The 15,059-nt window shown below is 64.8% G+C and carries 10 protein-coding genes; 7 read left to right on the plus strand and 3 right to left on the minus strand.

What is annotated here, in order from left to right; genetic code table 11:
* Positions 1–51: 51 nt before the first annotated feature.
* The 6 genes from EV148_RS15555 (at position 52) to EV148_RS15580 (ending at position 9,921) form a co-directional block, all read left to right on the plus strand.
* On the plus strand, positions 52–5,202 hold the full coding sequence (locus tag EV148_RS15555; RefSeq protein ID WP_131999770.1) for an RHS repeat-associated core domain-containing protein: 5,151 nt from the start codon (positions 52–54) through the stop codon (positions 5,200–5,202).
* Positions 5,203–5,893: 691 nt separating this feature from the next.
* A complete protein-coding gene (locus EV148_RS19165) occupies positions 5,894–6,277 on the plus strand; it encodes a tlde1 domain-containing protein (protein WP_158287501.1) in 384 nt (127 codons plus the stop codon).
* A gap of 581 nt (positions 6,278–6,858) precedes the next feature.
* Positions 6,859–8,352, plus strand: a complete 1,494-nt coding sequence (locus EV148_RS15565) for a phospholipase D family protein (RefSeq protein ID WP_241988120.1) — start codon at positions 6,859–6,861, stop codon at positions 8,350–8,352.
* A complete protein-coding gene (locus EV148_RS15570; RefSeq protein WP_131999772.1) occupies positions 8,352–9,020 on the plus strand; it encodes a TVP38/TMEM64 family protein in 669 nt (222 codons plus the stop codon). The genes EV148_RS15565 and EV148_RS15570 overlap by 1 nt, the downstream gene beginning before the upstream one ends.
* Entirely contained in the window at positions 9,020–9,694 is a 675-nt protein-coding gene (locus tag EV148_RS15575) for an endonuclease/exonuclease/phosphatase family protein (protein WP_131999773.1), read from the plus strand. Before EV148_RS15570 ends, EV148_RS15575 begins: the two co-directional genes overlap by 1 nt.
* A 74-nt stretch (positions 9,695–9,768) precedes the next feature.
* On the plus strand, positions 9,769–9,921 hold the full coding sequence (locus EV148_RS15580) for a hypothetical protein (protein ID WP_131999774.1): 153 nt from the start codon (positions 9,769–9,771) through the stop codon (positions 9,919–9,921).
* An 88-nt stretch (positions 9,922–10,009) separates the two neighbouring features.
* On the opposite strand, the gene EV148_RS15585 is transcribed toward EV148_RS15580, so the two are convergent.
* Positions 10,010–11,392, minus strand: coding sequence for an L-serine ammonia-lyase (locus EV148_RS15585; RefSeq protein WP_131999775.1), 1,383 nt, complete (start codon positions 11,390–11,392; stop codon positions 10,010–10,012).
* 160 nt (positions 11,393–11,552) lie between these two features.
* Between EV148_RS15585 and EV148_RS15590 the strand changes: the two genes are divergently transcribed.
* A complete protein-coding gene (locus EV148_RS15590) occupies positions 11,553–11,783 on the plus strand; it encodes a glutaredoxin family protein (protein ID WP_131999776.1) in 231 nt (76 codons plus the stop codon).
* A gap of 73 nt (positions 11,784–11,856) precedes the next feature.
* On the opposite strand, the gene EV148_RS15595 is transcribed toward EV148_RS15590, so the two are convergent.
* A complete protein-coding gene (locus EV148_RS15595; protein ID WP_131999777.1) occupies positions 11,857–13,281 on the minus strand; it encodes a delta-60 repeat domain-containing protein in 1,425 nt (474 codons plus the stop codon).
* A gap of 49 nt (positions 13,282–13,330) precedes the next feature.
* Positions 13,331–14,941 (minus strand): APC family permease, encoded by a 1,611-nt coding sequence (locus EV148_RS15600; protein ID WP_131999778.1) that lies wholly within the window; start codon positions 14,939–14,941, stop codon positions 13,331–13,333.
* Positions 14,942–15,059 lie beyond the last annotated feature (118 nt).

Raw genomic sequence — 15,059 nt, forward strand, 5'->3', positions numbered from 1 at the left:
GCCGACCTCTACCAGTGATCGGCAAGGCCAGGAAATTCAGGGGATGTACACATGAGGATCTTCATGCGCGGCGCGAACTGCGGCCTGTTCGTCTTCTTGGCGCTGGGTGCGGGCCAAGCGTTTTCACAGACCTGCCCGACCGTGCCCGCGTCCCTGAACTACGGGTACAAGCCGGATACGTCCACCTGCAGGTTCAAGACGCTGGAGGAAGCAGAAGCCACTCTGCATGCCAGTCCAGCGGGAAGCCCGGCGTCGGGACTTGCATTCACCATTACGCCGAATTTCTTCGCGAGCCCGAACGCCGGCGCATCATGGGACTATCGACCCAACGGCGCGGTGACGGGAAGCTCAAGCGTGCTCAGGGGGGCGGCGGCGGCCGTTTCTTCGTCGTACTCGCTGTTCGTTCGTGATTGGACATCTTCGTCCGCTTCGCTTTCCGACCAAGTCACCCAAGCACAAAGCCAGTTCGACGCGACATATGCCGTTCACCCGCAATACTCCTGGACGCGCATGGGGGCCGCCACATCGACCAACAATATTTCCGGGCCGCCTTCGCAGGTAACGGGCGTAGGCACCAATCAAGGGTCGCTCATATACCGACCGGCTTCGAGTACGGCATCGGGCTGGGGTGCGACGGTCAGCATCAACGCTACACAAAACGCGGCGATCCTGTCGGGAGACGAAGGCAGGGATGGCGCGTCGGTCGAAACGACACAGTCGTTCATCTGGAACGTGCAGCGCACGGACGACATCACGTGTCCGGCCGGCGCGAATGTCTTGCAGGGCGCCACATCCTCCAATGACGCGTGCGGGACTCCATTCATCAAGAATTTCATTTCGGGGCCTGGTTTCAATCAGACCTCGGGGTCATGTGGCATCGGTGACCCCTGCTATCCGTCGAATGGCAATAACCTCGTCGTGGAGAAGGTGTTCACGTACGGCCGCATTCCCTTCGAGCTCTACTACAACTCCCTCCGCCAGACGCGCCCCTACAGTTTTATCGATCGCAACTGGTCGCATTCGCTCTCCAAGCGGGTAATAACCGAATGGTTCACGGACAACCACATCAGTGGAATCGGCGCCGACAATGCGTCTCCGCAGTCCACCACTTTCGTGACCGTGCAGGATGAGCAGGCGCACCAGGAGGTATTTGCCAAGATCACGGATCCGAACTTCCCGTTGGCCGCCGGCACCTATGCATTTCGCTCGACCAATACGCTCGGTAATGTCCTCATCTTCCAGCCAGCGTCAGGCAACACCCCGCATTTCTGGGAGCTCGACCGTGCCGATGGCGCTATCGAGATTTACGATAGGACAGGCCGTCTTGCGCAAATCCTCTACCCCGACGACCCGCGTGGGAACCTGACCCTCACGTACCTGGGGCCTCCGCTGCCTACCGTTCCCGTGTACAACTCATCGGCAGTGCCGACGGACGAGGCATTCTGGCGCCTTGGCCAGGTGACCGACGGCACAGGCCGCTATGTCACTTTCACGTACTCGAACGATCAATATCTGTGGTTGACGGACGTCACTGCCGACGATGGAACGGCACTGGCGCATTTCGACTACGACAGCGCCCATCGCCTGAACAAGCTGACGTTCGCGGATCTCAGCTTTCGCCAGTACTTGTACAACGAGGCAGCGAATATCTTCGGCGGCGCCACGCCCCCTGCAGGCATCGTCGGCTACTGGTTGACCGGTACGCTGGACGAAATGGGGCGGCGCTTCAGCACGTACAAGTACGACGACTGGGGACGCGTCGTCGCCAACTGGCATGGCCCGAACGCCGAGAAGGTGACGCTGTCCTATTCGTCCGACGCGACCGATTCGAGTGCCACCGCGACATTGGCGAGTGGGCGCCAGGTGACTTACAACTATCTGGCAGGAGCACCCTATCGCCACATGGCGAGCCGCACGGATACCAGCGGCGCATCGGAATCCTTCGCCTACTACGATGTCGCCAATGCGGCGGCGTTCACCCGCTTGCGCCAGAAGACGGATCGCAACGGCAATATCACGAAGTTCGAGTATGACGCGGCGGCGGTTCACGTGAGTGCCCGCGTCCAGGCCTACAACACGCCACAGCAACGGCGCGTCGAAACGGATTGGGACCTCACGGCAAACCGGGTTCTGGAAGAACGCATCATCCCGCAGCCGAACAACAGCACCAACACGGTGCCCGATGCCAAGACGACCTATGCGTATGATCCCGCGACCGGCCGGCAGGTTTCGGTCACGCGAGCAAACCTCACGGATGGAACCATCCGGAAGACGCAGCGCACCTACTGCTCGGTCACCGACACCGCCGCGACGGGCTGTGTAGCGGGCTACCTCAAACTGGTCGATGGGCCGCGATCGGACCTGATCGATCAGACGACCTATGCCTACTACACGTCGACGGACCTCTCGGGTTGCGCGAGTGGCCCTTCCGGTGCCTGTCACCATGCCGGGGATCTGTATTCGGAAACCAATGCCCTCGGTCAGGCGAGCTATTTCCTCGCATACGACAAGTACGGACACCCGACGCGCACGAAGGACATCAACGGCGTCATCAGCGACTACCAGTATTCCGCGCGTGGCTGGCTCACCGACAAGATCGTTCGTGTGAACGCCAATGGCACGCCCGCCGTGGGGGACGCGACCACGCACGTAGAGTACGACCTGTCCGGCCTGGTGAAGAAGGTCACCGACCCGGACGGCGTGTACCTTTCGTATACGTATGACGACGCCCATCGATTGACGAGGATCACGGATCGCGCGAACGCGACCATCGACTACTGCCCGAGCGGCGCAGGCAGCCCGACGTGCCTCGATCCCCTTGGCCACCGCTTGATCGAGGTCACCAAAGACAGCTCCCAGAGCCAGAAGCGCAAGCTCTCGCGTGCCTATGACGCCTTGGGACGCCTGCAGCAGCTGAACAATGCTGCGGGCGCATCCGTGGTCGCATTCGGCGCTACGGGCTACGACGCAAACGGCAATCCGCTCCTCTCGACGGACGGACGTGGAATCAAGACGAAGAACGTCTACGACGCGCTGGATCGCCTGACGCAGCAGGTGCGAGACTTCAATGGTGCGGCCCCGGCGACGAGCAACACGGCGACCTCATATGAGTACGACTCCCGCGACAACGTCAAGAAGATCACGGATCCGGACAACCTCGCTACGACTTATACGTATGACGCCCTGGACAACCTGAAGGCACTGGACAGCCCGGACACCGGTCACACGAGCTACCGGTACGACCTCGCGGGCAATCGGATATCGCAAACCGATGCCCGCAACAAGGTGACGAACTATTCCTACGACGCACTGAATCGTCCGAGGACGCGGACCCATCCGGCCGCAAGTACGCTCAACGTTACCTACACCTATGACGTAGCCAATGCGGACTGCGTCACGGGAGAGCAGGCACCCATGGGCCATCTGACGCGCATGCAGGACGGCAGCGGCGAAACGCGCTACTGCTACGACGCGCATGGCAACCTGCGCCGGAAAGTGCAGGTGACCGCGGGAATCACGCAGACGACCGCATATACCTATACGGCCGGTGACCGTCTGGCCTCGATCACTTATCCGAGCGGCGCTTCGGCGACCTATGGGTTGGACACCATGGGCCGCCAGTCCTCGCTGACATGGCAGCAGTCATCCACGTCGAGTCCCGTCACCATCGTCTCCAGCGCCACCTACAATCCCTTCGGGCCTGTGAGCGTGCTCACGTTCGGGAATGGGAGAACGCTGACCAAGACATACGATCAGGACTATGAGATCTCCGGCGTATCGAGCAGCGAGTCGACGGGGTTGCGCCTCGCTTTCGTTGTGGACACTATGGGCAACATCACCAGCGCGAGCATTCCGCTGTCGCGCGTGCAGCGCTCGTACTCCTATGATGCGCTAGAGCGGCTCGCGGATGTCACCGCGAGTATGGTGCCGTTCGAAACGTACACCTACAACAAGACCGGGGATCGTCTTTCGGCAGCGTTTGGCGGCGGCTCCGCGCAGGCCTATTCCTACGTGCCGGGCACACATCGCCTGCTCAACGCGGGGGATGGAAACCGCAACTACGACGCCAATGGCAACCAGACCACGCTGCCGACGTCGACGTATCCGCTCGTGTACGACGACAGCAACCGGCTCTCGACCGCGACCGTGACGGTCGCCGGTTCGGCGACGACGTTCTCCTACGCGTACAACGGCGCAGGGCAGCGTACGTTCAAGAACAAGAGCGGTCTGACCACCTCGTTCGACGAGTCCTCGGTCTACGACGAGGGCGGCCGTCTACTGAGTGTCCGGACGAGCGATGGGACCTCGAGCTCGAGGAGCACCACATCCTCGACCAATCCGACGTTACGAGAGTTGATGTACTTCAACGGCGTTCCGGTCGCGCAGTTTACGCAGGAGCCGGTGTCGTTGACCGCGGGGCTGCACTACATCGAAACGGACCACCTTGGTTCGCCGCGCGTTGTGTTCGATCCTTCGAATAACGGCGCCATGTGGAAATGGGAGTTCCTGGACAGCGCATTCGGAGCGAACGTGCCGGACGAGGCCGTGTCCGGAAATGGACAGTACTTACTCGGCCTTCGGTACCCGGGCCAGTATTTCGATGCGGAGTCCGGGCTGCATTACAACTACTTCCGGGACTATGACCCAGCTACTGGCCGCTATGTTGAGAGCGATCCAACTGGACTTATGGATGGACCGAATACGTACGCATATGTTGGGTCGTCCCCGCTGAACTACCGCGATGCCTGGGGTCTCGCGCGCTGCGAGTATTCAGTTTCCAGGCATACGCTCACGTGCACATCAAATAATGCGTTCGACCCGAACTTTGTTGGTCCTCCAGATCAACGCAACCTTGGGCCTGGCGGGGTGTTCTCTGGCATTGGCGGATGCAGAAACAACAATTCGCAGGAGTGCGCGGACTCTAGCCATCGTGGGCCGATTCCACCGGGAAATTACCTGATGAACCGAGATACCCGTTCGTGCTGTCTCGATCATTGGCGCCTTGAGCCAAACCCGCCGGTCAAGTGGTGGGAGTATTACTCTGGCCTGCGTCGTAACGGCTTTAAGCTTCATCCAGGCGGGTTCTCGCTGGGCTGTATTACGGCATCAAATAACGATAGTCAGGCAATGCATGACTACGATTGGGTCCACCAGTTGCTGATGCAAGAGGACGGAAACAACATGCTTGTCGTGGTGCCTTGAGATGCGCGTGTTGCTTGCTGGCCTTCTTGTCCTTCTTTCGAGCATTGGATGCTTTGTGGTGGCTGAATTTGCGTCGGCTGCCGCATATCAGGCCGTACCCTTTTTTTCCGCACCCATAAAGGTTGGCGCCAACGTGTTGGCCGCGCCACTTCTTGCGGGATTTATTGCGCGAAGAGTTTCCAGGGCTGGCATGTTGATAAGCACGGCTACCGGGTTTATCGGAATGCACTTGCTAACGATTATGCGGGTTGTCATTGACGACCTGTCAGGCGCCTGGTTGCTCGGTGCGTTGCCTGCAATATTTATGACGATTTCGGTTACAGCAGTGTTATGTTGGACTGGCGCTTATCTCGCACCGCGGTACGGAGGGTCGATGTAACGCGGTAAGGCGCATCTTGGATGCGCCGTTGGATGCTGTTGGGGGCGGAGCCGGGGTCAGGTCTACCGCGGTACGGCGTATAGCGTGCGCCTTGGCGCACCGTCACGAGGCGTTGCGGTGTTCCCATCGGCGCGTCCAAGACGCGCCCTAAGCCGACGCAATCCGGGACACCCTTGAACTTCGAGTGCGATCCGGGGACATCCAAGACTCCCGGCTACCAAGCCGAAAGCTTGAAAAGCGACGAAGTGCGAGCCGATGTAATGACCCAGCGAATTCCTGCTCAGGTGTTACCTTTGACTGAGGAGTCCACCGGTGGGCATCGGCCCAGACAACTTGTTCTCTGGAAATGGGGATTGTAAAAACAACAATTCTGATAAGTGCCAAGGTTCCGATGATGAAGGGCCCGTTCCCGAAGGGGACTACCATATGAGGCCGTATGACGGGAAACATCCGGACTCGGGAAACTGGTGGCGACTGCTGCCTGACTCGTGGTGGGCGCAGATTGCCAGCTTTTACGCGCAGCAGACCGAGAGGACAGACTTGGGGCGACTCGGGGGATATATTTTGCATCCTGGATCCCGGTCCAATGGCTGCATTACGTTTCGATGGGATAGTGAATTGAGGAAGGCCCAGTACGGTTTGGTAAATGAGCTACTGAGCGCGGACCCTCCTAATACGCTACAGGTGGTTCCATGAGATTTGGCCTAAAGCGCACGCGTGACGCCGTCGTGCCTATCTTCGCAATTGCTGCGTCGGAAGCAGGCATGCCATATCTCTTGCATGCAATTTTCCTTGGCTTATCGCTTCCCTATGTTTCTTTGGTTCTCGCTAAAGTTGGCGTCCTATGCATATCCAAGGTAATCGTCGGGTCCGTCGTTGGATGGGCTACGAGCTTCGGGTGGCGCGAGCTACTAGCCATTTTTCTGGCGGGCACGGGTCTGTCATTCGTCGTGCATTTTGCAAGGGGGGCGGATTTTCGGGATTTCGCCGATATGCCGGCGGTGCCTATTTTCTTCTTGGTTTCGATACTGCTGATGCTATTTGGCGCAGTGCTTGGAATTTGGGCGCGTGGACTGGTAGGGGAGCGCAAGGGTCGGCCTAGGATGAATTGAAGTCGTTGATCCAGATATATTTCTCGCAGTAGAGGTACGTTGTCCCCCTGTTCAGACAGCGCTCATGCTTAGCCATGCGATCATTCGTGAATGGAGACGTGGGCTGCGTGCTTGCGAGGTATTGGTGTTGCGCTACTCGCCACGATGCTCGGCGCGTGCGCGACCTTGCGCACGGACTTGCCGAAGCCGCCGTCGACGGCGCTGCCCGCGGTCGCCGACACGGCGTCGACGCGCTACGTCGCGGGTGAAGTCGCCGCACATCCGGGGCAATCCGGTTTCCGTCCGCTGCTCGGCAACGCGAACGCGCTGATGAGTCGCGTCGTGCTCGCCGATGCGGCGCGCCATTCGATCGACCTGCAGTACTACATCTTCAAGAACGACGCGACCGGCCGTCTCGTCGCGCAGCGCCTGCTCGCCGCCGCCGACCGCGGCGTGCGCGTGCGCATCCTGCTCGACGACCTCGACATTTCGAAGGAGGACCGCCTGCTCGATGCGCTCGACGCGCATCCGAACATCGAGGTGCGCCTGTTCAATCCATTCCGCTTCCGCCACCGGTCGATCCTCGCCAAGGCGAGCCAGTTCCTCCTCGAAGGCCCCCGCCTCAACCGGCGCATGCACAACAAGGCGTTCATCGTCGACGGCATGCAGGCGATCGTCGGCGGTCGCAACATAGGCGACGCGTATTTCGACGCGGGCGAGGAGGTGCACTTCCGCGACCTCGACGTGCTCGCCATCGGCCCGGTCGTCGCGCAGGTTGCCGCGATGTTCGACCGCTACTGGAACAGCGACGCGGCGTTTCCCGTCACCGCGTACAGCGACAACCAGGTCAGCGAAGCCAACCTCGCGACCCTGCGCGTACGCTTGCTGCGCGACGCACGCGCGTTCAAGGAAAGCGAGTACGCCGACGTCGTCGCCCAGGACCTGCCCAATGGCCCGAGCGCGGAACACAAGGGCGGATGGTTCTGGGGCGAGGCACGCCTCGCCGCGGACGATCCCGCCAAGGTCGATCCTTCGCCCGGCGTCGACGAGCGCCGGCTGCGCCATATCGCGCCGGCCCTGCGGCGCGAACTCGACGCCGCGAGGTCGCAGGCGCTGCTCGTCTCGCCGTACTTCATCCCGGGCGACGAAGGCGTCGCGCTGCTCGCCGCGCTCGTCGCGCGCGGAGCGACGGTGAAGGTGCTGACCAACGCGCTGTCGGCGACCGACGAGCCGGAAGTGCACGCGGGCTACGCGAAGTATCGCGAGGACCTGCTGCGGGCCGGTGTCGAGCTGTACGAACTCGAGGGACTGCGCGGCGCCGGCGTCCAGCGCGCCTACGGCACGTCGTCGGGCGTGAGCCTGCATGCGAAGACGATGGTGATCGACCACCGCCGCGTATTCGTCGGCTCGATGAATTTCGATCCGCGCTCGGTCACGTTCAACACCGAGATGGGCGTGATCGTCGACAGCCCCGGGCTCGCCGATGCGATCGAACAGTTCTTCGCGCACGCGACCGCGCCCGACAATGCCTATCACGTGGAACTCGTGCATGGCCGCTTGCGCTGGACCGGCCAGGAGGACGGCAAACCGATCGAGTATGACCACGATCCCGGCGCCTCGCGCTGGCAGCGCGCGAAACTGCGCATGCTGCGCTTGCTGCCAATCGAAGGATTGCTTTGATGCGCAGGCGCCTGCTCGCGCTCGCCGGCGTGCTCGCGCTCGCCGCGGCGGCCGCCGCGGTGTGGCAGCTCGCGCCGCACGTCACGCACGCGACCGTCGCGGACGTGTTCGCCGCGGCGGAGCGCTGGCGCCATTCGGCCTGGGCGGCGCCGCTCCTGCTCGTCGCGTTCGTGGTCGGCGGTCTCGTCGCGTTCCCGGTCAACCTGCTCACCGCACTCGCGATCGTCGTGCTCGGCCCGTGGCTCGGCGCGCCGTGCGCGCTCGCCGGCGCGCTGCTCAGCGCGGTCGCGGTGCACGAGATCGGTCGCGCCTTGCCCGAGCGCTTCCATGCACGGCTCGCCGCGCCGCGCTGGCGCCACGTGCGGGAACGCATCCTCGCGCACGGCGTGCTCGCAGTCGCCGCCGTGCGGATCGTGCCGGTCGCGCCCTACAGCGTGGTCAGCCTCGCCGCCGGCATGCTGCGCGTGAAGCGCGTCGACTACGTCGCGGGCACCGCGCTCGGCATGGCGCCCGGCGTCGCGCTGTATGCGGTGTTCGCGGATCGTGCCGCGGCCGCCCTGCGCGATCCGCACCCGCTCGCCTGGCTGTCGCTGCTCGGCGTGGTGGTCGTGATCCTCGCGCTCGCCTGGTTCGCGCGTTCGCGCCATCGCGCGCGCGGCGTGCGCTGATGCGCATCGCGACCTGGAACCTGCACGAGGCCGTCGGCGTCGACGGCCGCTGCCTGCCCGTGCGGATTGCGCGCGTGCTCGCCGAGCTCGACGCCGACATCATCGCGCTGCAGGAATTCTCGCCACGCCGCAGCACGCTGGACGAGCTCTCGGCGGAGCTCGAGCATGCTGCCGGCGCGAGTCTGGTCGTGATGCCGACCTTCCTCAAGCGCGGCCGCGTATTCGGCAACGCGCTGCTCTGCCGCGTCCCGATCGTATCGGTGGATGCGCGCGAGCTCGCACTCGAACGGCGCGAGCCGCGCAACGTGATCGACGCGCGCATCGACTGGGACGGCCGGCCGCTGCGCGTGCTCGCGACGCACCTCGGCCTGCGTCGTGCCGAACGCATCCAGCAGGTCGAGCGACTCGATGCGCTGCTCGACGAGGATGCGCCGACCGTGCTCCTCGGCGATTTCAACGAATGGCGCCTGCACGGCTGCCTCGCGGTGATCGAACGCCGCCTCGCGCGCGTGCCGGCGCCGCCGACGTTCCCGTCGCCGTGCCCGGTCGCGCGGCTCGATCGCCTGTTCGTTTCGGCAGGCTTGCGCGTATCCCACGTGCGTACGCATCGCAGTCGCAGCGCGATGGTGGCGTCGGACCACCTGCCGCTGGTCGCGACGCTCGAACGCGCCTGAACAAGGCGTCACGGACAGCCGCGGCTCAGCGATGCGCGACGAGCATGGACTCCCGTCTCGGTGGAGTGCACACGATGATCCGCAAGCTCAAATCCGGCGAATACCGCCTCTATTCGCGCAAGACCGACCCGCGCACCGGCAAGCGCCGCAACCTCGGCACGTTCCGCACCCGCGCGGCGGCCGAAAAGCACGAGCGCGAGGTGCAGTACTTCAAGCGCCACGGGTAAGCGCAGGTGGCGGGGCTCTGCAGGAGGCGCCAGTCGCGATGCTCCCCGGGGCCGGGCGGCTGCAGCCGCTCCTACGGGTTGCGCGCCATCAGCACTCGATGACGTTCACCGCGAGACCGCCGCGGCTGGTCTCCTTGTACTTGTCCTGCATGTCGCGGCCGGTGTCGCGCATCGTCTTGATGACCTTGTCGAGGCTCACCTTGTGCTTGCCGTCGCCGCGCATCGCCATGCGCGAGGCGTTGATCGCCTTGACCGAGCCCATCGCATTGCGCTCGATGCACGGGATCTGCACGAGGCCGCCGATCGGATCGCAGGTGAGGCCGAGGTTGTGTTCCATGCCGATCTCGGCCGCGTTCTCGATCTGGCCCGGGCTGCCGCCGAGCGCGGCGGTGAGCCCGGCGGCTGCCATCGAGCAGGCGACACCGACTTCGCCCTGGCAGCCGACCTCGGCGCCGGAGATCGACGCGTTCTCCTTGTAGAGGATGCCGACCGCCGCCGCGGTCATGAGGAAGTCGCGCACGCCCTGCGCCGTCGCGCCGGGACAGAAGCGGTCGTAGTAGTGCAGCACCGCGGGGATGATGCCGGCCGCGCCATTGGTCGGCGCGGTGACGACGCGCCCGCCGGCGGCGTTCTCCTCGTTCACCGCGAGGGCATAGAGATTGACCCAGTCGAGCGTGGTCAGCGGGTCGCGCATCGCCGCCTCGGGACGCGACGACAGTTCCGCATGCAGCGCGGGCGCGCGTCGCGCGACGTGCAGCCCGCCCGGCAGCGTGCCTGCCTCGCGGATGCCGCGCGCGACGCAGGCCTGCATCGCGCGCCAGATCTCGTCGAGCCCGGCGTCGATCTGCTCGCGCGTGCGCCAGGCAAGTTCGTTCGCATACATGAGCGCGGCCATCGTGAGCCCGCTCTCCTCGCAGCGCCGCAGGAGTTCCTCGCCCGAATGGAACGGGTAGGTGAGCGGCGTCTCGTCGGCGACGATGCGGTCTTCCGCCGCCTCGTCCTGGTTGACGACGAAGCCGCCGCCGACCGAGTAGTAGTCGCGCGTGGCGAGCACGTTGCCGTCGGCGTCGTAGGCGGTGAAGCGCATGCCGTTGGTGTGGAACGGCAGCTTCTGCCGCTTGTTCATGATGAGGTCGGACTTCTCGTCGAACGCGATCTCGTGCTCGCCGTGCAGGCGGATGCGCTTGTTCTTTCGGATGCGCTCGAGCGCGGGCGGAATGAGGTCGGGATCGATCTCGTTCGGCCAGTGGCCCTCGAGGCCCATGAGCACGGCCTTGTCGGTGCCATGGCCGCGGCCGGTCAGAGCGAGCGAACCGAACACTTCGGCGCGCACGCGCGCCGTGCGCGCGAGGTCGCCGCTCTCGACGAGCCATTTCTGGACGAAGCGCGCGGCCGCGCGCATCGGCCCGACCGTGTGCGAGGACGACGGCCCGATGCCGATCTTGAAGAGGTCGAAGACGCTGACGGCCATGGTGATGGAATGAGGCGACGGAAAACATGCAGTGTACTCCGACCTGCGCGGAGCAAGCCGGCCCGTCGTCGCGTCATCCGAGCCGCTGCCGTGCGGCCGTGCGATACGCCTCGGCTACACTGTGCCGACGCCGCATCGCGGATGCGGAGCGGAACCCCGCATGCACTTCGTCCTCTACCAGCGCGACGACTGCGCATTGTGCGACCACGCGCTCGCCATGCTCGCCGCCGTGCGCGCACCGGAATTCGCCAGCGTATGGATCGACGACGACGCCGCGCTCGAAGCGCGCTACGGTGCGCGCGTACCGGTGCTGCGCGACGAGCGTGACGGACGCGAACTCGAGTGGCCGTTCGACCCCGAACGCCTCACTGCATTCCTGCGCCACGCGTAGGGCAAGGCATTCCCGGACGCGCGACGTGGGGCGAGGCTACCTCCCCATCCCGGCCGATGGCGCTGCGTGGCGGTTACTCGAACCAGTCCGCGAAGATGAGTTCGTCCGTGATGCGTGCGACCATGAAGTCGGCGTGGCCGAGGTCGGCCACGTTGAGGGCACCGGCGAGCACGATCTTCGAGCCTTGCGCGGCGATGCCGTTGAAGAGCTGGCCCGATGGCATGCTCTGCTCGAAGTCGTACAGGCGCTTGCCGACCGTGCCGAAGGTCGGATCGAGCAGGCCATCGGGTCGCAGCCGGATCACCGTGCCGTACTCGTAGGCCGGCGGTACCTGCAGGCCGAGTGAAGTCCCCGCGACGAGCAGGCGGCCGTTGCCCTGCTCGAGCAGCGAGAAGCCGTAATCGGCGCCGTTCGGCGCGAGATCGAGCGAGACGACCGTCTTGCCGCCGATGCCGAAGGTCGCGTCGGGCGATCCATCGGGTTGGAGGCGCGCGACGGCGATGTCGAGGTTCCCCGCCTGCGGATCGTTGGCCGAGGTAGGACTGGAATCGACGGCCCCGGACAGCACGATGCGTTCCTGCCGGTCGATGATCATGCCGATCGCCTGGTCGTGGTTGTTGCCGTTGGCGCCGCCGAGGTCGAACGCGAGGGTCGCGCGGCCATCGGCGCTGAAGTCGGGATCCGGCTGGCCATTCGGCAGCAGGCGCACCACGGCCATGTCGAGTCCGCCGGGCGAGCCGCGGTCGGCGAAGCCCGCGGCGATGATGCGTCCCGCCGCATCGATCGCGACGCACTGCGCCTGGTCGTCCTTGATGCCGCCGAGGTTGAAGCCGACCGTCACGCGCCCCGTGAGGTTGAACGCGGTGTCGCGCGAGCCGTCCGTGTTGAGTTGCAGGATCGCGAAGTCCATTCCGTTGGACGCCGTGCTGGCCGAGCCGGCCACGACGATGCGGCCGTTCGGGCGCAACGCGACGGCGAGGGCCTGGTCGGAATTGTTGCCGCCCAAGTCGAAAGCGACGACGCTCTTGCCGCTGCCATTGCCGAAGCCGGCGGTGTCGAGGGTGCCGTCGCTGTTGAGACGCGCGATCGCGAAGTCCCCGTTGCTGCCCAGGTGCGGTGCGCTCGTGCCGACGATGACGATCTTGCCGTCGGGCTGCACGGCGAGGCCGGTGCAGATGTCGTCGCCGCCGTCGAAATCGACCGTGGTACGTCCGTCGAAGCTGAAACTGGTGTCGAGCTCGCCATCGGCGGTGAAGCGGGCGACGTAGAAATCGCTCGAGTCGACGCCCGCGGCCTGGGACCCGCAGATGAGGATCTTGCCGTCGGCCTGCACGGCCGTGCCCGCGATGGGGTTGGGGTACGCATCGAGGATGCCCGACAGGCGGAAACCGCCATCGCCGAAGTCCGGATCGAGGTCACCGTCCGCGGCGATGGCGTGGTTGGCCATCGCCGCGGCGATGAGGATGGCGCAGAAGCTGCGCGGGGTGATGACGTGCATGCTGGTTCTCCCGTTGGTGCACCGGAGCCAGCCGCAAGCCGCCCCGTCGCTAGTCGGCCGGCACGTGGCCGTGGGCGGCTTCGACCGCCGGCGTGCGCCAACCCGATCGCACGCCCCACAGGTAGAACGCAAAACCGACCACGGCTATGACAGCGAGGTCCCAGCCATAGGGCAGGTACCCCTTGCCGCCGAAGCGCTCGCTGCCGCCCCAGGACAGCAGCGCGATCACGGGCAGGTAGGCGATCAGCCACCATGCGCCCTTGAGCTGGCGGTCGAAATCGCGCCAGCCGGCTTTCGCCTGGTAGTAGAAGTAGACGGGGAGCGCGACCACCATCAGCAGGATGATCTCGCCGGTCAGCGGCCACTTCGCCCAGTACAGCAGCTCGGTCGCGAACACGAATGCGAACGCGGCGAGCACGGGCAGCGCGTTCAGCCGGAACGGGCGGTGCAGGTCCGGCGCAGTGCGGCGCAGGCTCATCGCGCTGACCGGCCCGGTCATGTACGAGATGATCGTCGCGACCGAGATCACCGCCGCGAGCGTGCCCCAGCCGCGGAAGAAGAACAGGAAGATGTACGAGACGACGAGGTTGAACCACATCGCCGGGCGCGGCACGCCCCACACCGGATGCACGCGACCGAGGATCTTCGGCATCGTGCCGTTGCGTTCCATGCCGTAGATCATGCGCGCGGTCGTCGCGGTGTAGGTGATGCCGGTGCCGCTCGGGCTCACGAATGCGTCGGCGTAGAGCAGGATTGCGAGCCAGTTGAGGTTGACCAGCAGCGCGAGTTCGGCGAACGGCGAGCGGAAGTCGATGCCCTTCCAGCCGACCTGGGCGAGCAGCTCCGACGGCACCGAGCCGATGTAGGCGACCTGCAGGATGAGATAGACGATCGTGGCGAGCCCGATCGAACCGAGCACTGCGAACGGGATCGCCTTGCCCGGGTTGCGCGCCTCGCCGGCGAGGTTGACCGGGCTCTGGAAGCCGTTGTAGCTGAACACGATGCCGGCGGTCGCGACGGCGGTGAGCACCGCGGCCCAGTCGATCGTGTGCTCGGAGCCCGGATGGATGCCGACGGAGAAGTTGCCGGTGTGGAAGCCGCTCGCGATCAGCGCGACGCCGGTCGCCGCGGGCACGACGAGCTTGAAGATCGTGATCGCGGTGTTGGAGTGCGCGAACAGCTTCACGCTCCAGAAGTTGAGCAGGAAGTAGACGATCACGAGCGCCGCGGCGATCCACAGGCCCGGCACGGTCAGCTCGCCATGCCCGTCGGGCAGATGCATGAACAATCCCTGCGCCCACGGCCATGGCCATGAGGCCATGTATTGCACCGACGCTTCGGCCTCGACCGGGATTACCGAGACGATCGCGATCCAGTTCGCCCACGCGCCGATGAAGCCGACCAGCGAGCCGTGCGAATAGTGGCTGTAGCGCACCATGCCGCCCGATTCGGGGAACATCGCGCCGAGTTCGGCATAGGTGAGCGCGATCGTGGTGATCACGATCGCGCCGATCACCCACGCCCAGATCGCGCCGGGACCGGCGAGGCCGGCTGCGCGCCAGGCGCCGAACAGCCAGCCGGAACCGATGATCGAGCCGAGGCCGGTCAGCATCAGCGCGAAGGCGCCGACGTCGCGGCGGATGGAAGAATGCTCGGACATGCAGGAACCCCAGGTCGCCGCGGAGCGCGGCCTATCCCCCGATGGTCGCAGGTCGGGTCGCGAATGTCAGCGCCCGGGTGGCGGGGCGTCGTCCTCTCGCTGGCCCACGCCGAGGGTG

It is taken from the genome of Dokdonella fugitiva (assembly GCF_004342425.1).
GTDB classification, from domain to species: Bacteria; Pseudomonadota; Gammaproteobacteria; order Xanthomonadales; family Rhodanobacteraceae; genus Dokdonella_A; species Dokdonella_A fugitiva.